At 37.0% G+C, this 22,685-nt stretch carries 20 protein-coding genes and 1 other annotated feature; of the genes, 6 read left to right on the top strand and 14 right to left on the bottom strand.

Going from position 1 to position 22,685, the window contains the following annotated elements:
• Nucleotides 1–4: 4 nt before the first annotated feature.
• The gene (locus tag NAG76_19840) at nucleotides 5–1,213 is read right to left on the bottom strand and encodes a carbohydrate kinase family protein (GenBank protein URN94049.1); all 1,209 of its coding nucleotides are present in this window, start codon (nucleotides 1,211–1,213) and stop codon (nucleotides 5–7) included.
• A gap of 99 nt (nucleotides 1,214–1,312) precedes the next feature.
• Between NAG76_19840 and NAG76_19835 the strand changes: the two genes are divergently transcribed.
• The gene (locus NAG76_19835) at nucleotides 1,313–2,260 is read left to right on the top strand and encodes an AraC family transcriptional regulator (protein ID URN94048.1); all 948 of its coding nucleotides are present in this window, start codon (nucleotides 1,313–1,315) and stop codon (nucleotides 2,258–2,260) included.
• Nucleotides 2,261–2,279: 19 nt separating this feature from the next.
• Here NAG76_19835 and NAG76_19830 read toward each other — a convergent pair whose 3' ends face one another.
• Entirely contained in the window at nucleotides 2,280–3,317 is a 1,038-nt protein-coding gene (locus NAG76_19830) for a TIM barrel protein (protein URN94047.1), read from the bottom strand.
• A gap of 469 nt (nucleotides 3,318–3,786) precedes the next feature.
• Here NAG76_19830 and NAG76_19825 point away from each other — a divergent pair, with 469 nt between their 5' ends.
• Nucleotides 3,787–4,521, top strand: coding sequence for a class I SAM-dependent methyltransferase (locus NAG76_19825; protein ID URN94046.1), 735 nt, complete (start codon nucleotides 3,787–3,789; stop codon nucleotides 4,519–4,521).
• Nucleotides 4,522–4,623: 102 nt separating this feature from the next.
• Here the strand turns inward: NAG76_19825 and NAG76_19820 are convergent, their stop codons facing one another.
• Nucleotides 4,624–5,526: an ArsR family transcriptional regulator gene (locus NAG76_19820; GenBank protein ID URN94045.1), complete on the bottom strand. Its 903-nt coding sequence runs from the start codon at nucleotides 5,524–5,526 to the stop codon at nucleotides 4,624–4,626.
• 277 nt (nucleotides 5,527–5,803) lie between these two features.
• Between NAG76_19820 and NAG76_19815 the strand changes: the two genes are divergently transcribed.
• On the top strand, nucleotides 5,804–7,315 hold the full coding sequence (locus NAG76_19815; GenBank protein URN94044.1) for an alpha-N-arabinofuranosidase: 1,512 nt from the start codon (nucleotides 5,804–5,806) through the stop codon (nucleotides 7,313–7,315).
• 118 nt (nucleotides 7,316–7,433) lie between these two features.
• On the opposite strand, the gene NAG76_19810 is transcribed toward NAG76_19815, so the two are convergent.
• Complete coding sequence (locus tag NAG76_19810; GenBank protein URN94043.1) at nucleotides 7,434–9,122, bottom strand: ribonuclease J; 1,689 nt, start codon at nucleotides 9,120–9,122, stop codon at nucleotides 7,434–7,436.
• 324 nt (nucleotides 9,123–9,446) lie between these two features.
• On the opposite strand from NAG76_19810, the gene NAG76_19805 reads away from it, so the two are divergent.
• On the top strand, nucleotides 9,447–10,025 hold the full coding sequence (locus NAG76_19805; GenBank protein ID URN94042.1) for a hypothetical protein: 579 nt from the start codon (nucleotides 9,447–9,449) through the stop codon (nucleotides 10,023–10,025).
• Between the two features lie 13 nt (nucleotides 10,026–10,038).
• Complete coding sequence (locus NAG76_19800) at nucleotides 10,039–10,590, top strand: GNAT family N-acetyltransferase (protein ID URN96891.1); 552 nt, start codon at nucleotides 10,039–10,041, stop codon at nucleotides 10,588–10,590.
• 113 nt (nucleotides 10,591–10,703) lie between these two features.
• Here NAG76_19800 and mtnB read toward each other — a convergent pair whose 3' ends face one another.
• The 8 genes from mtnB to NAG76_19760 all read right to left on the bottom strand — a co-directional run bounded on the left by mtnB (nucleotide 10,704) and on the right by NAG76_19760 (nucleotide 19,726).
• Nucleotides 10,704–11,363 carry a methylthioribulose 1-phosphate dehydratase gene (mtnB, locus tag NAG76_19795; GenBank protein ID URN94041.1) on the bottom strand — a complete coding sequence of 220 codons (660 nt, stop codon included), beginning with the start codon at nucleotides 11,361–11,363 and terminating at the stop codon, nucleotides 10,704–10,706.
• Between the two features lie 8 nt (nucleotides 11,364–11,371).
• The gene (locus NAG76_19790) at nucleotides 11,372–12,034 is read right to left on the bottom strand and encodes a 2-hydroxy-3-keto-5-methylthiopentenyl-1-phosphate phosphatase (GenBank protein URN94040.1); all 663 of its coding nucleotides are present in this window, start codon (nucleotides 12,032–12,034) and stop codon (nucleotides 11,372–11,374) included.
• A complete protein-coding gene (locus tag NAG76_19785) occupies nucleotides 12,034–13,260 on the bottom strand; it encodes a 2,3-diketo-5-methylthiopentyl-1-phosphate enolase (protein ID URN94039.1) in 1,227 nt (408 codons plus the stop codon). The genes NAG76_19790 and NAG76_19785 overlap by 1 nt, the downstream gene beginning before the upstream one ends.
• A gap of 1 nt (nucleotide 13,261) precedes the next feature.
• Nucleotides 13,262–14,134 carry a pyrroline-5-carboxylate reductase gene (proC, locus tag NAG76_19780; GenBank protein ID URN94038.1) on the bottom strand — a complete coding sequence of 291 codons (873 nt, stop codon included), beginning with the start codon at nucleotides 14,132–14,134 and terminating at the stop codon, nucleotides 13,262–13,264.
• 408 nt (nucleotides 14,135–14,542) lie between these two features.
• The gene (locus NAG76_19775; GenBank protein ID URN94037.1) at nucleotides 14,543–15,799 is read right to left on the bottom strand and encodes a glutamate-5-semialdehyde dehydrogenase; all 1,257 of its coding nucleotides are present in this window, start codon (nucleotides 15,797–15,799) and stop codon (nucleotides 14,543–14,545) included.
• A gap of 287 nt (nucleotides 15,800–16,086) precedes the next feature.
• Nucleotides 16,087–17,187, bottom strand: coding sequence for a glutamate 5-kinase (gene proB, locus NAG76_19770; protein URN94036.1), 1,101 nt, complete (start codon nucleotides 17,185–17,187; stop codon nucleotides 16,087–16,089).
• A gap of 54 nt (nucleotides 17,188–17,241) precedes the next feature.
• Nucleotides 17,242–17,455 (bottom strand) — a binding site (T-box leader).
• 452 nt (nucleotides 17,456–17,907) lie between these two features.
• A complete protein-coding gene (locus tag NAG76_19765) occupies nucleotides 17,908–19,095 on the bottom strand; it encodes a pyridoxal phosphate-dependent aminotransferase (GenBank protein ID URN94035.1) in 1,188 nt (395 codons plus the stop codon).
• Between the two features lie 109 nt (nucleotides 19,096–19,204).
• On the bottom strand, nucleotides 19,205–19,726 hold the full coding sequence (locus NAG76_19760) for a hypothetical protein (GenBank protein ID URN94034.1): 522 nt from the start codon (nucleotides 19,724–19,726) through the stop codon (nucleotides 19,205–19,207).
• A gap of 297 nt (nucleotides 19,727–20,023) precedes the next feature.
• Here NAG76_19760 and NAG76_19755 point away from each other — a divergent pair, with 297 nt between their 5' ends.
• Nucleotides 20,024–20,818, top strand: coding sequence for a carbon-nitrogen family hydrolase (locus NAG76_19755; GenBank protein ID URN94033.1), 795 nt, complete (start codon nucleotides 20,024–20,026; stop codon nucleotides 20,816–20,818).
• A gap of 164 nt (nucleotides 20,819–20,982) precedes the next feature.
• On the opposite strand, the gene NAG76_19750 is transcribed toward NAG76_19755, so the two are convergent.
• A complete protein-coding gene (locus tag NAG76_19750) occupies nucleotides 20,983–21,366 on the bottom strand; it encodes a glyoxalase (GenBank protein URN96890.1) in 384 nt (127 codons plus the stop codon).
• Nucleotides 21,367–21,401: 35 nt separating this feature from the next.
• Entirely contained in the window at nucleotides 21,402–22,292 is an 891-nt protein-coding gene (locus tag NAG76_19745; GenBank protein ID URN94032.1) for a LysR family transcriptional regulator, read from the bottom strand.
• Between the last annotated feature and the right edge of the window lie 393 nt (nucleotides 22,293–22,685).

The raw sequence follows: 22,685 nt of genomic DNA, 5'->3' as shown, positions 1-22,685 counted from the left end.
CTCCTTATGAATAATATTGATCTCTAGTTCCAAGGTAAACGATAACTTCATTATGAAAACTTGGAATATATCCTGTTAATTGAAGTTTCTTATGAGACTGCTCCCAACCCGCAGCAATCCGTGAATTTAATTCATTGGAGTGGATAATCCCACTCGTAGCATCTGATTGTTCTACATTACATGCTCCAGTCGCAACAGCATTAATCATTACATGTTCAGGATTGAATTTTTGAATAAATCCAGCAATGAATCCTGCAATGGTACAGTCACCTGCACCAGTAGTTCCAACAACGTTAACTTTAAAACAGGGAATATATAGCTCGCGATTGTACCAATATTCAATATTTTCGTAGGCATACCGTCCACACTGTTGTAATCTGGCTCTGTTAGCGGTTGTCCTCATATATAATCCATATTCACCTAGTTTAATTACAACGATTGGAGCTCCCATAGTAAGCAGAATATTTGACAGTTCATAGAGGAGCGGGGCATCGACATGATTAATTAAATGCTCACTACCATATTTCAGTTGCATTTCTTCATACTTTTCTCGTTGAACCATAAACAGAATTTCTTCAAGGCTTGGAAAAAATAAGTCGACACAGGGTAATAAATTTGTTAATATCTCAAACCAGTCCAATTGACCAGAGAATGTGTCAGGATCAGGCGTAGCTAAATCTAATGATGTTGTGTTACCTGCTTCTTTAGCTTTACTCATTAGATTAATTATTTCTGTTCCATTATTTTCATACATTTGTCTCATAAGTGGGGGATACCCAAAATGAAATAATCCAGCTTGTAGCAACGTTTCAAATTTTATATCATTTGAATGAAAAGTATCATTAGCACCTGTAAAGTGAAGAAACATACGATCCATATTTTGTGGACTGATTACTATTGAATAAGACGTATATTCACCTTGAGCGATAATCATATTATTAGCTAATGAAGTTTCTATTTTTTTGAATATAGAAATAATCGTTTCGCCGATAAAGTCTTCCCCAACTTTACCCATCAATTGAACAGGTATTCCAAGTCGATGTAATGCTAACCCCGTATTAGCTACAGCTCCCCCTGTCGCTAGCACAGCTTTGCCAATATCCATCAACTTACCTGGTACGATTTCAAATTCCTCTCCTTTAATTGTAGGGATAATATCGAGACAAATATGACCTCCAACAATAACAGGATAAAGGACTGGTATTTTCGACACATTTCACTCTCCTCTATATCGAATTCCATTTATATGTAGTAACATACTAAATAAAGAAATTCATAATTACATTTCCGTATCCATAACCGGGAGGACATGATGAATAACGAATATGAAATCATTAATCATCCTAGAATGAAGCATTTCAATCCATTTGTTGTGAATTTATCGTTTCGAAACTCACATCTTCATAATGATTTCGAAATATGCTTATTACTAGAAGGGGAATGTACGGTAAATTCAAAAAAAGAGAGCTATTATTTAAATAAGGATTCAATCATTTTATTCAATCCGATACAACCACATGAAATAATGACACAAAATAATAGTGCGTTAATATTATCTTTACAAATTTCTAATAAATTTTGCGTTAATTACTATCCTGCAATATCGAATACTAATTTTAGCGTATCAAATCTTACTCCGTTTCTTTCAGAAGATGATAATCGTATGTTAATTTCATTAATTATTCAGTTATCCTCGGCTTATTTTAAGCATGATTATGGTTATGAGTTCAAGTGTTTAAGTTTAATAAATCATTTGTTTTATACCTTGTTTCAATTAATCCCTCATGCTTCAATCAGCGATGAAGAGCGTGCAAAGAATCTTCAACGTCTTCATAGAGTTAATAGAATCATAAGTTATATTGAAGAGAATTATTCAAGTAAGCTTTTTCTATCTACTATTGCAGAACGTGAGGAACTTTCATTAACGTACTTGTCACATTTCTTCAAAGATAACTTAAATACAACTTTTCAAAATTACTTGAATCAAGTTCGCCTAAATAAAGCAAAACAACTTATTCTGCAAACCAATATGAAATTAATTGATATCTGTTTAGAATGTGGTTTTTCAGATACACGTTACTTAAATAATATGTTTTTCAAGCAATTTGGATGTACACCAACAGAATATAGAAATAATAATAAACAGTGTTACGATGTAAGTCCGAGAGTGGATCTATCCAATGCTCAGCGTTTTTATTCAGATGTTGAAAGCTTAACTATTCTTAAAAAATATGCAGATGGACTTATTGAACAACAGTAATTCAATTTGCATGACATCTTTATTGGTCAATACCCATTAGTAGATTCATGACATACATTTCTAACCCTTCAAAATCACGATTAGCAACGCATAGTTTTTGGTATTCATAATCAAAGCGTTCAACTTTAGTTTCCAAAGCTTTGATTATGTTTAAGCTGTTCTCCAAATGTTTATAGCTATCCTTATCAATGGTTGTACGCATCGCTTTAACATCTAGCCCAACATACTCACCATTTGAACCATAGTTATTTTCCTTTAATACTTTGATCTGATTAAATGCTTGACGTAAATTTTCAACACCAAAGCTTTTATCCTGATCAAATTTCATCCCATTTTGGTCATTTAGATGGACACCCCATAATTTATTCATCGCAATTGCGAAACCTATTTCATGAGAAGGATCAAGACCAGCTAAAATAGCATGAGCAGATTCCAACAGTCCTCCAACTCTAGTAGGATCAATTGTTGCAGCTGATACAGCAAGAACATGACCCATTGTTCCACAAATGCTGCGATCAATAGGTTCATTAGGTTTAGGCTCAATCACAATTTTAATATTACTGTCATATGTAAGCATACAGTTAATAGCTTTAATTAATTGCTTTGTTGCATCAACTGGGCTTTTACTTTCAGCACATAACGTACCTTCTCTAGCTAACCACAATACAATTTTGTCGCATCCCAATTCGTTTGCGATATCTATCGAGCGGTATGAACGCCACATAGCAAATTCTCGATCTACCTCTGAAGTAGACATAAAACCACCCTCGATGGTGTGAGGATCCATCCATAGTCTAGGAGCAACAAACTCTGCAACTAAATTGTACTTATCTAGTAATTTTTTGACCTTTCTAGCTTCAAGCTTGATGTCCTCATCGGATAATTCATTGATGTTTGGCACAGCATCATCATCGTGAAATTGTATGGCACTAAATCCGATTTCTGAAAACTTTTTCAACTTCTCTTCAAAGTCAATGTCACTTCTAACTGCAGGACCGTAACTATCTGCTCCATTGTGTACATTCCATGGACCAACCGAATATTTAAATATAGTCATAAATCGAATCTCCTTTATTTGGAATTATTATGCACTCATAGTATAGTTTGAATATCTGTTATGAACATGCATAACTTTACGATTAGCGGCCTACTTGTTTGCGGTAGCTAGCAATTAGAACATAAAAGTCACTCTAATGTTTCTTAATTCAGACTTTTCGATTCAATAGAGTTTGACTTAAAAAACGACATACCTTTTCTAATAGCAAGCTTGTATTGTTTTGATTAAAAATGACAGGGGGATATTTTTAGGAGGCAAAAGCTTACGAAGGATCGGATCTATTGATGTTAATTATGTTGTTAATAGTAGATTTATTCAAATTACACTGCCCAAGATTTAAGATCTTGGGCAGTGTAATTTTTAATACTATAATATTAGAATGATGACCAAGACACTGTGAAGTATTAATGTACAGGTATATGTTACAATATTGATAGTTCTAATCTAACGCAATGGAGATGTAATTCGGATGAAACAAAACAAATATGATGATTCGCAATTTTTCAACGCATATAAACAAATGGCTCGTTCGATCAAAGGACTAGAAGCTGCTGGAGAATGGCATGTCCTAAAATCTTTACTACCTGATTTAAATAATAAAAGTGTTCTCGATCTTGGATGTGGGTTCGGTTGGCATTGTCGTTATGCTATGGATCAAGGGGCAAGTTCAGTCATTGGAGTAGATATCTCTGAGAATATGTTGCAACAAGCTCGTGAATACTCCAATGATTCTACTATAACCTATATGCAAATGCCGATAGAGGACATCGAATTTGCTCCATCACAATTTGATGTTGTGATTAGTTCACTAGCATTTCATTATATCGAATCATTCGAAGATATTTGTGAAAAGGTGCATGCTTGTCTTAAGCCAGGAGGTTCTTTCATCTTCTCAGTTGAACATCCGATCTTTACTTCAAGGGATGAACAAGATTGGTATGAAGACGATCAAGGAAATCGTCTTCATTGGCCAGTAGATCATTATCAATCAGAAGGGACACGGATAACCAACTTTTTAGCAGAAGGTGTTATTAAATACCATCGTACAGTTTCTACCTACATTAATGATGTCATACAATCTGGATTTACAATTAAAGCTGTCCAAGAACCTAAGCCTTACGATGAGATGTTTAATCATGATCCAATGATGAAAGATGAGAACCGCAGACCGATGTTTATTATTATTTCTGCAGAAAGATTGTAAATTACTAGACAGCTTAATCCGAGCCGCTAGATTTTTCTTAGAGATAGTAATCTAGGTATTCAGATTAGCAAGTATGAGCTGTAATACAACATACTTTCATAGTCACTCATAGAATACTCTAAATACGATATCTTGATTATAGTTACCAAAGCCTCTACCGAAAATAGTTAAGCCACCTCGTCTACGACCAATGTCATCTGCTGTGAAGCGGAACGACCATTGGTCGTTTTTCCAATGAACATCATTTAACGTAATATCTGATATTTGCTGACCATCGACAAAAGTTCCTCCAGCGTTAATTTTCAATACTTTTAGCAATCCATATTGATTAACAGTTGGATTCCACCAGTCAGGTGTTAAACGACCTCGTATATTACCAAAATCACCAGGGCTAGTCCATTTCCCAAGTTCAATTCCGTTCATCGAAAACATAATATCTGACGGCCATTTTTCATTAATACTTGGCGCTTCTGATCCAATTTCCATAGATATTTCAATTTCTTTCACAATTTGATCCATAAATAAGTAATTCGGAACTTTATACTCCACATAACCTCTTGCAAACCAAAGTATACCTGCATTAACTCGTTCATGATCAAGAAAGTATCTTGGATCATCGTAAAATCCTATCAGCTTCTCTGTCGTTGCGATTCCACAGGTCGGCTGTGCCTGTAAATCAGTATAATGCCCTACAGGAATAGATAGTTCAACAACTTTTTTAGCAATGTCAGCAGAACTAGACAATTTAATTTGCATATAATTAGCGGATAGAGAGCAGTATTTATAAGTGCCAGTACCGATTCTTTTCATTTGAGAGCTGACGATCCCAGCCTTCTGAAGTTTAGTCACATGAGAACTTACGATGGCACTACTTAGATATAGTTCTGTAGCCAATTCTTTAATATGCATTTCTCTCTTATCAAGTAAATCAATAATTTTGAGTCTTACTTCGCTTCCTAGCGCTTCATATACTCGCAATGATTCCGAATTTGTTGTTAAATACATTATCATCCCTCCGAAATTCAGTAGAATACGTAAATTAGTTAATCCTCAATATTTGAATTGTGTAAAAGTAATTAATGTACTTATAATAATAGTATAATCCAACCAAAGGATTAATAAAATAATTAATCCTTATGAGAAAATACTTCCGATATGACTTTTCATCGCTAGAACTTACTACAGGAAGTTAATAAAAAGTTAGTCCATGCTTTCGAAGCTACTTTTTGTTACAAAGAAGTAATACGAGAGGCTACAAAAAGTTTTAGGAGGAACAACATTTATGACATTGAAATCAAAGATGATTGTAGACAAAGATTTTAAGCTAGCTGAGGTAGATCCTCGAGTATATGGTTCTTTTATTGAACACTTGGGACGTGCGGTATATGGTGGTATATATGAACCTGATCATGCTACTGCAAATGAGCAAGGTTTTCGTCGTGATGCATTAGAGGCAATTCAATCGTTAAACATTCCTATTATTCGTTATCCAGGTGGGAATTTCGTGTCTGGATACAACTGGGAAGACGGCGTTGGTCCGAAAAATGAACGTAAACAAAGGCTAGACCTCGCATGGAGTACAACAGAACCTAATTATGTAGGTACGAATGAATTTGCAGAATGGGCCAAGTTAGCTGGATCAGAAGTTATGATGGCAGTCAATCTAGGGACTAGAGGAATTGATGCAGCAAGAAACTTAGTTGAATATTGTAATCACCCTTCAGGATCGTATTGGAGTGACTTACGTATAGCTCATGGATATAAAGAACCTCATGCTTTCAAAACATGGTGTTTAGGAAATGAAATGGATGGGCCATGGCAAATTGGTGCGAAAACAGCTTACGAATATGGACGACTTGCTAATGAATCAGCTAAAGCGATGCGCTGGATTGATCCAACATTAGAATTTGTCGCTTGTGGTAGCTCTGGTAGTGGTATGAGTACATTTGCCGAATGGGAAGCGACAGTATTAGATCTAACTTATGACAACGTAGATTACTTGTCTCTTCACCAATACTACAATAACAATGAAAAAGATACACCAAACTTCTTAGCAAAATCACTTGATTTGGATCAATTCATAAGCAGCGTTGCAGCAGTTTGTGATTATATTAAAGCGAAAAAGAAAAGTAAGAAAAAAATATATTTATCGCTAGATGAATGGAATGTATGGAACACAATAGGGGCGAGTACGGCAGAACAACGTTGGCAAATCGGACCACCAGATCTGGAAGATGTATATAATGTAGAAGATGCACTCGTTGTAGGCTGCTTATTAATTACGATATTGAAACATGCTGATAGAGTTAAAATGGCATGCATGGCGCAACTTATTAATGTTATTGCTCCGATTATGACTGAGAATGGGGGAGCATTGTGGTTACAAACGACTTACTATCCATTCCTGCATACTTCTGTCTATGGGCGAGGAACGGTTCTTCATCCGCTAGTCAGTAGTCCGAAGTACGATTCGAAAGATTTTACTGATGTCCCTTACTTAGAATCTATTAGTGTGTACAATGAAGAGTCTAATGAAGTAACGATATTTGCGGTAAACAGACATTTGGAAGAAGGTCTGCAACTTGATATTGATCTGCGCAGCTTCGGTGAAGTTCAATTGATCGAACATATTGTACTAGCCAATGAAGATATTAAAGCAGTGAATACAAAGCATAACCCGAACAATGTTGTCCCACAAACTTGCACAACAACTTCTGTAGAAGGTGGACATATTACTGCCCAACTTTTAAAAACCTCTTGGAACGTGATTAGACTTAAAGTAAATGAAAAGTAATTGCCATTTTGAATGAGATATATTAGTTTAATATAGTGATGCGAAATGCGTGAGCTCAAAACGAGCTCACGCATTTTTATAACAATTTGAGATATTCTTGTAAAGCCGTCTAGATGGATTATACTTCAATCATAATAGGTAATATCATCGGTCTTCGTCTTGTTTCTGCATATATAAATTTACCAATAGAGTCTCGTATATTCGTTTTCAAGTGAGACCATTTCCAGTCATTTTCTGATTGCTGTAGTTTATCTATTTCAACAATAGCTAAATTTCTAACCGCGTTCAACAGTTCCTCTGATTCCTTAACATATACAAATCCCCTTGTAATAATTTCTGGTTCCGATAATAAAGCACTTTCTTGTTGGCTTAAAGTGATAATTACAACAAGAATGCCATCCTCGGCAAGATGTTTACGGTCCCGTAGTACAATATCACCGACATCTCCAATTCCAAAGCCATCTACAAGCGTATTTCCTGCTGTTACCTGACGAGATTGTTCTGCTTGCTTGTTCACAATATCTAGCGTATCTCCATTACGTAAGATGAATATATTGTTCCAATCTACCCCAACAGATTGAGCAAGAATTCGATGTTGATGAAGCATACGATATTCCCCATGAATCGGAACAAAATAATGGGGTTTCATTAATGTTAACATTAATTTTAATTCCTCTTGACTTCCGTGACCTGACACATGCATGCCAGTTGAAGAGCCATTTCCATGGATAACGTCTGCTCCTAACATATATAGATGATTAAGTGTACTTGATACACTTCTTTCGTTACCAGGAATAGGTGAAGAAGCAAAGATAACTGTGTCACCTTCTTCGATTGCAATCAATGGATGAGTAGAGCTAGCTAATCTTGAAAGGGCTGCTAGTGGTTCCCCTTGACTCCCAGTACATAGGACAGTGATACGTTCCCTAGGGAAATTTTTAGCTTCGTTGGCGTCGATAATCATATCTTCAGGAACGTTCAAATAACCTAACTCCATGGCAACTTTTACGACATTAACCATACTTCTACCGAGTAGAATGATTTTTCGGTTGGTCTTATGAGAAGCATCTACGACTTGTTGTAGTCTATTAACGTTAGAGGCAAAAGTTGTGAGAAATATTTTGTTCTCTGCTCTTTGAAAAGCATCTTGAATACGTTCACCGACTATTTTCTCAGAGGGGGTGAATCCTGGTCGCTCGGCATTGGTGCTCTCGGATAGTAGAAGTAGAACACCACTTTCACCGATGTTAGCCATCTTATGTATATCAGGGAATTGTTGGTTGACTGGTGAAAGATCAAATTTGAAATCGCCCGTATGTACAACTCTGCCTTCAGGAGTATCGATAACAACACCAAGACAGTCTGGAATGCTGTGATTAGTACGGAAGAAAGAAAGCTTCAGACTACCGAGTTCCAAATGTGAGTCCGAGTTAATTTCATGTAATTCGGTTTGATTAAGATGATGTTCTTTTAGTTTTCCTTTAATTAGACCTAAAGTTAATCCAGATCCATAAACTTTCATATTCAATTGTTTGAGTACGTAAGGAATAGCTCCTATATGGTCCTCATGTCCATGAGTCACAATCATAGCTCGTACCGATTCTTTATTCTCTAATAAGTAAGAAATATCAGGGATAATTAGATCTACACCTAACAAACTTTCATCAGGAAATTTTGAACCACAATCGACAATTACAATATCTTGATCATATTGCACGACATACATGTTTTTGCCTATTTCAAATAAGCCACCTAATGCAAAAACAGATAACATTTTTTCAGTCTCATTCTGTTTAGTTGTATTCATCATAATTTCCTCCAGTGCTATTATGAATGAGGTAAGAGACGACGTAAAATAGAAGCGAGCCCACTAACTTTTGTACAATTGTGAGTTTGATTAATTCGAGTTTGCAATATATCACAAATATAATGTTTGTTTAATGAAAATAAATATACATAAAAATATAATTTCAATAATAGTTTATATTGCAACATAAATGAATAATGCCTTATTATGGTAGTATCATTGTAAATCTAATGGACTCCTAACTATTTTCTCTTATGTTTAATTGAGGATGCTCATTAGGTAGGGATTAACATTAAACATGCACTACTAATAGGAGGTATTTCATTGAATCCGATCTTTACTCATACAGAGTACGTTGTTAGAAAGAAAATATTAACTGTACTAGGAGCTAAATTTCATATTTATGATAATAATGAACAGCTAGTCATGTTCTCTCAGATGAAAGCTTTCAAGTTGAAAGAGGATATTCGTCTATATAGTGATGAATCTATGCAACAGGAATTGATAATGATTCAAGCTCGTAGTGTAATTGATTTCGCTGCAACATATGATGTAGTAGATGTTGTAACAAGAGAAAACCTTGGTTCTCTGCGTCGTAAAGGTATGAAGTCAATTCTGAAAGACGAATGGATTATACTCAATGCTAATGAACAAGAAGTTGGTCTTATTAAGGAAGATAGTGCGCTACTTGCATTACTAAGAAGATTTTTAACAAATCTAGTTCCACAAAAATTTCATGGTGAAATAGATGGGAGAACGGTTGTAGAATTCCAACAAAACTTTAATCCTATGGTTAGTAAATTAAATGTGGATTTCTCAGCTAATACAAACAAACAATTAGACCCTCGCTTAGGTCTAGCAGCAGCAGTATTATTACTAGCTATTGAGGGAAGTCAAAGCTAGATAAGGGGAAGATATTATTTTTAAGATTGATTGTGGGGACGTCATTTTACGAGAGTTCATCGTTTCTGATTTAGAAAAATTTCACGAACTTACTTGGCAACCGGAGATTTATGAATATTTACCAGGTTGGAACGTATCAAAAGAACAAAGGGAAGATTGGTTTATTAACTATGAAATTCCGGAGAATAAACAGTTTTTAGATGCTTTATCGAAAGGTGAAGACATTGGTGAACTACGACTACGATTAGGAATCATTTTGAAAGAGACAAATGAACTTATCGGTTGGTGTTGTACAGGCATAAAAGATGAATTGCCACCTCCTAATCGAGAGATTATGTATGCAATTTCTAAGGATCATAGAGGTAAAGGCTATACAACGCAGGCTGCAAAAGGGATAGTCCATTTTTTATTTGAGAACACGAACGTCGATGAGCTAAACGCTATTGCTTTATTAAGTAACATACCATCGAATAGAGTTATAGCAAAGTGTGGATTTAACTTTGAGCATATTATCGAGATTGATAGCGAAAGTTATAATTTATACAAACTTAATAAACGGAAATAATTATTGAAAAAGGAATGTCCAGAAGTCACGCTCTAGTGAGATGACGACGGGGACATTCCTTTTTTAGTATCTATATATAAGACATTTATGAAAGAAGAAGATTACTGTTTACACTATACGGAAGGTAAACCTTTTTTCAACATCTCAAGACGATAAACATATTCAAAAATAAACTCAAATGATTCAAGATGACGTTTCGCTTCAAAAGCGTTAGCTCCCCATGCGTATACACCATGTTTACGCAATACAATCCCAGGTACTCTCGGATCTAAATTTTCTGTAATCTCAGGAATAATAGAAGGGATATGAGCAAAGTTATTCACAATAGGAATTTCCAACTGATATTCTTCTTCCCAAATATTCAATCCTTTAATTAGTTCTACGCCATCAACTGGAATAGAACGGCGATGCCAGTAATATTCAGAGATAACATTGCTAAACACAGAGTGAATATGGAAAATAGCTCCTGCGCCTGTTTTGCGGTAAATTTCACAATGTACCAGCGTTTCAGCAGATGGCTTCAAATTAGTCGTTTCACAAGGAATAGCATCTTGATCTACAAATAGAAAGTCTTCTGAAGTATTAACATATTTATCTTTACCACTTGCAGTTATGCCGAAATAGAATTGATCTGGTGTGTAGTCTCCGATACGTATCGATAGATTTCCCGCAGTACCTGGGAACCAATTGCGCGCAGCAAATGCTTCTTTTACTTCACGTAATTTCATTAATACTTCTTGTTTTTCGTGCAATGAAATTTTATCAAAGCTCATAGTAGTAATTATCCTTTCTGTTTCATAGCTTCTATAATGTCAAAGAAAGTTTGGAATTCTGTATGTGCTATACCAAGCTCGTTACATTTTTCAGTAAGATGAGATCTTGAGTATACAGTATCAGCAATTTTTGCACCTTCAAAATCAGTCACACTATCACCAATAATAATTCTTTCATATTGCTCGCTACTGAATTTACGCATAATGGTAGGTTTACACATTCCGCAGTGATTGTGACATTGTTCATCACAAGAATGTGGCCATAAAATCTCAATTTGTTCTCCAGTAAAATCACTTTTATTGCAGAAAATATGATCTTCAGGAATACCAAAAGATTTAAGTAATGGATATACGAAGAAATCGATACCACCACTCGTTACATAGAAATCAATGTTACTATCTTTGCAGAATTGTACAAATTCGGCAAATCCATCACGAATGACAGCATTTTGAATACCGAATTCAACAACTTCTTTTTCCATAGAAGCGGGAATGAGACGGAATAATGAGCCTACACCTTCTTGAATTGAAATCTCAGTAGAGATAACTTTCTCAACCAATTGTTCCCAGCCTTCAGGCTTGAAATGTTTAATTATCGCAACAATGTTGTCATTAACTGTAATTGTGCCGTCAAAATCACAAAACACAATTTTCTTCTTAGCTGTTGTCATTATTGTTTGATCCCCCAAGCTTCTATTGCTACTCGTAACTCTTCGTGATGTGACTGCGTTGCAGCATCTCGCAAATTAATTCCGTTCATGCTTGCTTGAATTGCTTGGTGGAATGCTCGTCCACCAGCTGCAGTGCCCATCGCGTGACCATGAATACCGCCACCTGCATTGACAACGACATCCATTCCAAAGTCTTTCAAAATTAAAGGAACAATACCTGGATGGATACCAGCTGATGGTACTGGGAAGCTAGTTTTCAAATGATGCATCTCATTAAGTAAAACTTCTTTAATTGCAAGGTTTTCTTCCTTTGGCATAACGACAGAACCATATGGAGAAGGGAAGAGTACTAGATCAGCTCCTGCTAAACGATTAAGTTTACCAAGTAATACTGCTGCGTTAATACCGTAATGCGGTGATGGATACATCGCGCCTGCCATAGCTGGATGAGATGCGATTGGTACATTAATGTCTGGATCACTGCTTAATTCATGCAATACATCATAACCATAAGATAATGTATTAAATAATAGTGCATTTGCACCTGCATTAATTGCTTTTTTGGCTTGAGAAGCTAGTTTACTTGTTGGACCAGTAAGGTTGACTGCATAAAGCAACTTTTGACCAGTGATTGTTTCCGCTTGTCGAGCAGCTTCCATACATACTTCAACACGTTTTTCGATTGGAGTTAATGGATTTTCAAAAAGAATCTCATCATCTTTTATGAGATCAACTCCACCTAAAGCTTGCTCATAAAATTGCTCGCGAAGTGTAGAAAGATCATGGCCAACAACGGATTTGAAAATACTCATAAGTAAAGGACGATCATGCACACCAACAAGATTACGAATGCCTTCTATACCGAATTTCGGTCCAGGGAAAGCTGATGCGAATTGTTCTGAAACATCTATATCGATTAATTTAATACGACCATCCATTGATAATTTTCCGAAAATCGTAACGAGGAGAGCAGGGATATCCTGACTGAAATTAATGTCTGGATATGCAATTTTAATATCTGCATAACGTTCACCAGCTACAGCATTAGTAGGTTCGTGAACATCAATTGATAATACTTTACCAAGATGTTTTTCCATAGAAGCTTTTTTCGCTTCTGGTAGCTCAGTCCAACTACCTACAGTTAGACCTATCGCAATAGAATTAGCTTTTTTATTAAAATCAGCTGTATCGTCATATGATCGATATGTTGCAATACACATACTCATATTAGATGTCCTCCTCGATGCCTTTACCAATTTCTTGAGCGCGCTCTGCGCAACGGTTCATTCCAGCAATAATAGTTGATTCTAGATTACCTTCAGCCATCGTTTCTAGCGCTGCTTGAGTTGTTCCATTAGGAGAGGTTACTTTGCGACGCAAATCAGCAGGAGATTCGCCAGTAGTATTAACCATAGATGCTGCACCTAAAGCAGTTTGCACGACTAGCAACTTAGCTTGCTCAGCAGTTAGACCAGATTGCTGTGCTCCTTTGATCATCGATTCCATTACATAGTAGAAGTAAGCAGGACCACTACCAGATACACTTGTTACTGCATCTTGTAATTGCTCTTCGATGACTACATGAATACCTATAGATTCAAACATCATTTCAGTCATGAAACGTTGTTCTTCAGATACAGACGATGAATAACTAATGCCAGTTGCTCCTAAACCAATAGTACTTGAAGTATTGGGCATCGTACGGACAATAGCCATGTCATTTCCAATTAATTTTTCAAGAGCAGTAATTGACAATCCAGCGATTACCGAAATAATCAACTGATTAGAAGAAAGATTAGGCTTAAGTGCACGAATGGCTTCAACTGCATCCTTTGGCTTCATCGCAAGGAAAATGATATTTGCTTCTTGAAGATATTGCTCATTAGTTTTACCTTGCATTGTTGTTTGAACACCGTACTCGAGATGTAATTGTTGTTGACGATCTTTATTTGAACGATTAAGCATCGATACTTGTTTGCTTGGAATTAACTCTTGGTTGAGTAGTCCTCTAGCAATCGCCTCAGCCATCGAACCGGCTCCGTAGAAGCAAATAAGTTGATTTGAGATTGCGCTAGTTTCATGGTAGTTCTCGTGTGTCATAACATTTTCCCTCCTAAAACTTTTCATATGCTTCAAATTAACTTCATTGATGATGAAAAATTACTTCTAATGCTAAACACAGTAATCAGATCTCGACGAGATAAAAGCTACACCCGAACGGACAGAGAAGCCGTTATGGGTGAATTTCAAGATCCAATGGTACTCTAAAGGACATGACAGCCGTTATTTAACGTAAATGGAACCAAAATGCATCCAAAGATGTGCAATAAGTGCGTCTATGTCCGTAAGGATCGAAAAATAAAGGCATACTCAGCAAATAAGGTTTCTGATGTCCTTTATTCATCGGGTGAAGAAACCAAAATCAACTTTGAATGAAGTTGATTTTGGTTTTGAGCCACTTTTCATAATGAAAAGATACTTTGAAAGCACAGTCTATATTCATCTATATTATGGACGAATTTGTCCATTTCCTTGAATAATATATTTTGTACTAGTTAATGAGGGTAATCCCATAGGTCCACGAGCATGTAACTTCTGTGTACTTATACCGATTTCAGCTCCAAAGCCAAACTCAAAACCATCTGTGAAGCGAGTGGAGGCGTTGTGGTAGACAGCTGCTGCATCGATACTTTGTAGGAATAAAGCAGCATTGATCTCATCTTCTGTAACAATACATTCAGAATGCATCGTACCATACTTTGTAATATGAGCAATGGCTTCATTAACATCCTTCACAATTCGTACGTTCAGTATATAGTCATTATACTCCGTAGCGAAATCTTCTTCCGTTGCTGCAATAATACTGCTTAATAGTAATTGTGCGTCTTTACAGCCGCGAATTTCAACATTTGCTTCTGTTAATGGAGCAAGTAATTGTGCTAGATGCGTTTGAGCGAATTTCTCGTGAACAAGTAAAGTTTCCATTGAGTTACATACAGATGGACGTTGTGCTTTTGCATTTAATGCAATTTGTGCAGCCATTTCTAATTGAGCAGTTTCATCTACAAATGTATGGCATATGCCAGCGCCTGTTTCAATAACTGGAACCGAAGCATTTTCCACAACTGTGCGGATTAATGATGCTCCTCCACGAGGTATGACAACATCGAGTAATCCATTAGCTTTAAGCATTTCATTAACTGATGCGCGATCTGAATCTTCAATTAATTGAATAGCATTAGCAGGGACATCAGTTGCTATTAGCGCGTTACGCATAACTTCAACAATTTTACGATTAGATTGTAGAGCTGCAGAGCCTCCACGTAATACTACAGTATTCCCTGTTTTCAAGCAAAGACCAGTAGCATCAACCGTAACATTAGGACGAGCTTCATAAATCATACCGATAACACCTATTGGAACACGAATTTGCTTTATTTCAAGTCCGTTAGGGCGAGAGAATTGAGAAAGCTGCTCACCAACTGGATCTTCAAGTTCAACCACTTGTTTTAAGCCATCAGCTATTCCAATTATGCGATCTTCATTCAAAGCTAATCGATCTAGCAATGATTCAGTTGTACCATTATTTCTGCCATGTTCAATATCAAGCGCATTAGCTTTAATAATAGCTGCACTTTCATTAACTAGTGCATCAGCCATCGCAAGCAAAGCGTTATTTTTTTGTTCAGTAGATAAATTATTCATTACAGCAGCAGCTTGCTTAGCAAGCAACGCTTTAGTTTTTACTTCCGAGAAATTCGTCATCATAAACCCTCCTAAATTTTCATTGTTGTCTTGATAATCACGCAATGTAACAAAACCCAGCAACGTGTACGATACGAGTACACAAGCGGACAAATGCACGAAACTTAAAATAAAAGTTTAAAAAGCGGGCTTTCAGAATCGAGAAGATGGCTCACAGCGAAAACGAGTAGCACAGCGTACGTATTGTGTACGCGAGCACACACAGGCTTTCGATGGGGGACATATTCGATGTCGAATAAGCTGCGTTAGAACTACATCGTTATAAAATTCCACTTTTTAAACAACTTCTAAAGAGTGATCCATTCATCTCTGTGAATTACTTCTATGCGCTGTACGTCAACACGTCGTTCAACTTCATCGGAATTAAGTCCTGCAGCAGCTTGTAATTGCCATGTTGCATAGTTGACAACACCTCGCCCAACAATGGTGCCTTGTGTGTCGATAACTTCAACCACATCGCCAGGATGGAAATCTCCAGATACTTGAACTACGCCTGCGGGCAATAAACTTTTATGTCTATCAATAAGTGCTGTTACAGCTCCATTATCAATCGTAATTGAACCGACTGGAGTAGAGTGGAAGCCTAACCATTGTTTTTTCATAGGTAACGATGTTTGTTCTGTATCGAAGTATGTACCTCGACCATTCCCTAAAATAGCGGAAGGTAATTCTCCAGTATATTGTACACGCCCGATGAATGTTGTTACGCCACCTCGCATTGCAATACGAGCAGCTTCAATTTTTGATCTCATACCACCAGTACCGACAGCGCTGCCAGCCCCACCAGCTAGTGCCATAATAGCATCTGATATTTCAGCAACTCGTTCGATTTTGGTTGCATCAGGATCTTTACGGGGATCAGCTGTATATAAGCCATCCATATCAGTAATAATCGCCAACTTATTAGCTTTAGTCATTGTAGCTACAAGCGCGGATAGATGATCATTATCACCGAATTTCAAAACGATTTCAGCGGTAGAAACCGTATCGTTCTCATTAATGATCGGAATAATACGTTGAGCAAGTAATTCTTCGATTGTCATTAAAGCGTTATTAATCCGTTTACGATTAGAGAAATCATAGCGAGTAAGTAATATTTGCGCTGCAACGATACCATATTGTGAGAAAGCTTCTTGATACGCTTGCATTAATAATGCTTGACCTACTGCAGCAGCAGCTTGTTTTTGATGAACCATTTTAGGACGAGACTCGTATCCGATTTCACGGAAACCAGCAGCTACCGCACCTGAAGTAACAAGAATAACATCGTTACCTTGTTTATATAATTCAGCAAGTTCAGCAGCAAAAAATTGAATATTTTGTTTATGTAGTCCACCCTCATCAGAGGTTAGGGAGCTACTACCGATTTTCACGACAATTCGTTCCATATATACCATCCTAGCTTAAAGTAGTGAAGACAATAAAAAAGACCTTCGTCCTAAATAAAGGACGAAAGTCGTTAACTCCCGCGGTACCACCTTAGTTGACACAAGTATAGTGTCCAGCTTAAGCCTTATAACAGAAGGCGCTGTCCGATTGTTATCGGCCGTTCAGAGATTGGTTTCAGTAGTATGCTAATAGTAAATTCTTTCAGCCCAAGGAATTTACTCTCTGGATTAAGCAATTTCTACTTACTGGTCTCATCAACACGTTAATATGTAATTGTTAATAGAATATCATGAAATGGATGTAGCTGTAAAGAAAACAAGCCATAATACGGCCACTACCCAGGCCATCGAAGATATCCAATCAAGAAGCAAGAACAAGCAGCGCTTCGATCACGAAGTGAACGACAGCCCCAGACCATCGAGGAAATCCAAGAAGTCATGTCGAGGTAGCCATTCAAGAAGTAAGCAGCGTTTCGATCACAAAGTGAGCGACAGCCCAGATCATCGAAGGAAATCCAAGAAGTCATGTCGAGGTAGCTATTCAAGAAGAAAGCTTCCTCGAGAAGATCGCGCGTCAGCACCGAGAAGATGGGATGAAGCTAGTGACGCGAAGCGCGGAATGTACGTTATTGGTACATGAGCACTGGAGCTAACGATGAATGCCATATTCGATGCCGACTATACTACGAAGCTTCACATCGTGATCACGTGCGATCACGATCAAAAGAGGTTGAGTTTGCCGATGCGATAGACAGCTTCCTGCAATCTCTCCTCACTTGTCAGAAGACCAAGGCGAACATAACCTTCTCCTGAAGTTCCGAATCCATGTCCAGGAGCTACAACTACTGCTGCTTTTTCTAATAGAAGATCAGCAAATGATGCAGAAGAGTATCCTTCTGGTACTGGTAACCAACAGAAGAATGAACCAGTAGGCTTCGCAGCTTTCCAACCTATTTCGTCAAGCGCAGTGAAGAGTGCATCACGACGACTTTCATAAGTAGCTGTTAATTGTTCTACGCACTCTTGTGAACTGGTTAAAGCAACTGCAGCTGCTTCTTGGATACCACCGAATAGAGAGCAATAATAATGATCTTGAATCAAATTTATTTGCTCAATAATTTGTGCATTACCTAGAGCAAAACCAACACGCCAGCCAGCCATATTGTAACTTTTCGATAAAGTGTAAAACTCAATGCCGACATCTTTTGCTCCTGCAGATTGTAAGAAGCTAGTTGGCTTTTTGCCGTCGAAGCCAATCGTTCCGTAGGCAAAGTCACTTGTTACGATAATATTATGTTTGCGAGCAAATGCGATAGCTTCATCATAGAAGGCACTATCAGCAGTCGCTCCGGTAGGATTATTAGGATAATTTAAAAACATCAGCTTAGCTTTATCTGCAATGGCAGGATCGATCGCTGCTAAGTCAGGTAAGTATTCGTTACGTTCAATAAGTGGCATGAAATGCATACTAGCACCTGCTAGAGCAACACCAGACCAATAATCTGGATAGCCAGGGTCAGGAACTAGACAAACATCGTCTGGATTAAGGAAACACTGACTAATTTCTACTAGTCCAGTTTTACCACCAAATAATATTGCAACTTCTGTTTGTGGATCAAGATCAACGTCATAATCTTCCTTATAGCGAGTCACAACAGCTTCCTTCAAGAAACTATAACCACTAAATGGAGGATATTTATGATACTGCGGATTTGCAGCAGCTTGTTGTAGAGAACTCACAATATGTGGAGGTGTCGGCTGATCGGGATTACCTTGACCTAAATTAATTACATCTTTACCTAATGCAATTTGTTTGTTTGCTTTTGCAACAAGAGTAGAAAAAAATTGAGTGGGTAGACCGGTCATTCTAGTTGCAGGTTCGATTATTATTTTTTGCTTTGTCGTCATTAACTCTCCACCATCCATGATTCGAAATTACTTTTCAATTTTTACAATAGAACTAATGTAGCATGAATGGCGAGAGAAATGAAGTGGATGAGGAAAAAATCCAAGCCTGTTAATCGGGAATAGATAAATATTGAATGAATGGTTTTACATCATTATGAATGTTGAAAATATAAGGCTTCTTTGCTTCATCAAATATGAGCAACATTGGTTCTTTGTCCTCATAATAGAAGAGAAATACTTCGATGACATTTAGTTTCGTTGTTCCGACTTTCAGAGTTGCAGCTGGTTTAACAGGTACACGTACAATATATTTTGCTTTTAAGTCTGGAGATACTTCAGGAGCAAAGCCAGTAATGCCAGATAGCCATTGATGAACATTTTTTTGGAAATAATCATTGTTTTCGGTTGTTTGAACAACTTGCCCTTTCTTTACGTCAAAAACTTGAACTCGATTGGCGAGCTCACTTTGCTCTGGGAGCATTAATTGCGTCGGTATTGCATTGTCTTCACCTATAAATGCGGCTTCTGCATCGACTTCATAATGATTCGGTGCACCATAGGAATGTTCTAGGGGTAACAATGAAGAAAAACAAAAACATATTGCAAGTGAGAAGAGTGAAAGTATTTTCATTGGTTATTCTCCTTCAATTAAGATGCAGTGTTACTTATTCCAATTGTAAGCGAATGACAATAAGCAATGGGAATTGAATAATATTCCAAGCTTAGTAATAGTAAGCTCAAATTATAAAAGTAACATGCTGTGATGAGATTAGCTTGCCCATCTTGACATGTATCCATGACAAGGTATGATTAGGGAAATGGTTCTAATCAGGAAGCTAATGAAAAGTTAGATCAACGCTTACGAAGCTACTTTTCATATCTAAGTAGCAATACAAGAAGCTAATGAAAAGTTTTAGGAGGAGTCATCATGAGTCAGACGTTGAAATTCGCAATCATTCAAATGCACGTTGAGGTTGGTAATGTAGAAGCGAATACTGTGAAATTAAAAAATAAGTTATATCAGGCAGTATCTGCAGATCAAAAACCTGATGTTATTCTATTTCCGGAAATGTGGAATACAGGTTATGCCTTAACCGAAATTACAACATTAGCCGATCGTAACGGTGAATCAACAAAATTATGGTTATCACAGTTCGCAGCAGAACATAAAGTGAACATTGTTGCTGGCTCTATTGCGGAATCCAAAGAAGATGGTGTGTATAATACAATTTATGCGTTCAATCGTAATGGTGAAGTAATTAGTGATTATTCTAAGTTACATTTGTTCCGTCTTATGGATGAAGAGAAGTATTTGCAAGCAGGGGACAAAGTAGGGCAATTACAAATAGATGGAATTGATGCAGGGATGATGATTTGTTATGATATTCGTTTCCCAGAATTGTTCCGTCGTCTTGCACTAGATGGAGCTAAAGTAATGTTTGTGCCTGCACAATGGCCAAATCCTCGACTGCATCATTGGAGAACATTGTTAATGGCTAGAGCAATAGAAAATCAAATGTATGTTATTGCATGCAATCGCATGGGTATAAGTGGTGAGAGTGAATTCTTCGGTCATTCTATCGTTATTGATCCTTGGGGAGAAATCGTTGCTGAAGCTGGAGACGAGGAGACGATATTGAGTGGAGAAATAGATATGAGCATCGTTGATAAAGTTCGCTCTACCATTCCAGTGTTCAAAGATCGCCGACCTGAGCAGTACTAAGTAGGATAATTAATAATCATCAAAGGGCATGTACATATGATATTAATTATACAATTATATCGTAAAAACAGGGTTGCTCCTACATGTAGTGGGGCAACCCTGTTTTTAATTTAGATTCAGTTAACTTTAATTATCATTATTATTTTAGGTTTGATTAAGTACAATTAACCTAGTTTAATACCAAATGCAATCCATCTTCCATCTATGTCTTCAACTACAAATTCTTTATTGTTGTAATCAGTATGATCTAATCTACGGATTAATTTCACATTAGAGTTAATAAACTCTTCTTGAAGTTCTTCCTGATTCTTTGTAATAAAGTATGCATCATATCCATAGCCATATAATTCTCTATTAGGTATTACTTTTTGTCCGTTTGTTCTAGTTAATATAATTTCTGTTGTATCTCGATACAAACAAATATGAGGTTCTGTTGCTTCGAGAAATTGAACAGCTTTGAATCCCATTTTCTGTTCATAAAAATCCGCAGTTTTTATTATTTCAGGTGTTGGAAATATACAGTGTGATTGTAATAGAAAATTTTTTATTGAAATCTCTCCTTATAAAATTTAGAAATAGGCAGTTAATGCTCATTAATTGTTTCTCTTAAAGTAGCAATAAAAGCTTGAGCTGCCTTAGATAAATATCTTCCTTTACGACTAGCGATCACAAGAGTCCGAGTTGGATGTGATTTCAGCTTAAGATATATCGGTGTATAATCAGACAGTGAATTGCGAGTCAACATATTTGGAACGAATGCGATACCCATCTCACCAGCAACAAGTGATTGCACAGTATCAATATTAGTACTCTCAAATACAACTCTTGGCGTAAAGCCTGCGGTTTCACAGAGTTCTAATGTAATTTGACGAAACCCTTGACCACGTTTCAGAGCAATAAAGGGTTCATCTCTCAACTCAAGTATATCTATTGGATCTGTGCGACCCGCAAGTCTATGGTTTTTCGGAACTGCGACACAGATTTCTTCTTCCATATAAGGTTCACACGATAAGGTAGCGTCAATAAGCGGTAAAGTAAGTAAACTTAGATCCGTCCCACCGCTAGCCGTTAATTGCTCAAGCTTTGCGGTCGTCTCCTCGACAAGCACGACTTCAATTTGTGGATATTGTTCGCCAAAACGAGGAAGTACAAGTGGTAGAATATGTGCTCCAGTAATAGGTAATGTCCCAACTACAAGTTTACCTTTACGCATTTGCGCCATATCATCCATCTCTTGACGAAGTTGCTCAACCGCATCAAGTATATCTTGCGCTTTATCTACAAATACTTGACCAGCCTCAGTTGGTTCCACAGAATTAGTCGTTCTTCGAAATAACATCACATTCAGCTCTTGCTCAAGCTTAGAAAGTTGCTGACTAAGAGAAGGCTGTGCAATATGAAGCTTCTCCGCTGCCCGAGAAAAGTTCTTGTCCTTCGCGATTTGTATAACGTAACTTAATTGTCTTAATTCCATTTTAATACCTACCTTATAGTTATTTGGTGTGAAATTAGTATATGAAAGTTCATTTATGATCCGTTTAGTACATATTTGTTTGAAGAAAGTTTGAAGAAATTATTAAGTCGCAGTAATACTTAAAAGCACAGACCTACTACCCCAGCGAAGAGAATGACTTGCTAGTGTAAACCCCCAGCGGAGAGAATTAATTGATAGTGTAAACTCCCCCGCGGAGAGAACGACGCGCTAGTGTACTCCCCAGCAGAGAGAACTTATCGCTAATATGAATTCCCAGCGAAGAGAACGGATTGCTAGTGGAAAAGCGTAGCGGTCGTTTTTGTCCTCGGATTTGTACCACTATTACAATTACAATAAATCCGAGGACAACGGCGATTGAAACAGCAATTCGTT

Origin of the sequence: Candidatus Pristimantibacillus lignocellulolyticus, from assembly GCA_023639215.1 — a bacterium.
In the GTDB taxonomy this organism is placed as follows: Bacteria; Bacillota; Bacilli; order Paenibacillales; family Paenibacillaceae; genus Pristimantibacillus; species Pristimantibacillus lignocellulolyticus.
This window is presented reverse-complemented; position numbering and strand designations above follow the sequence as displayed.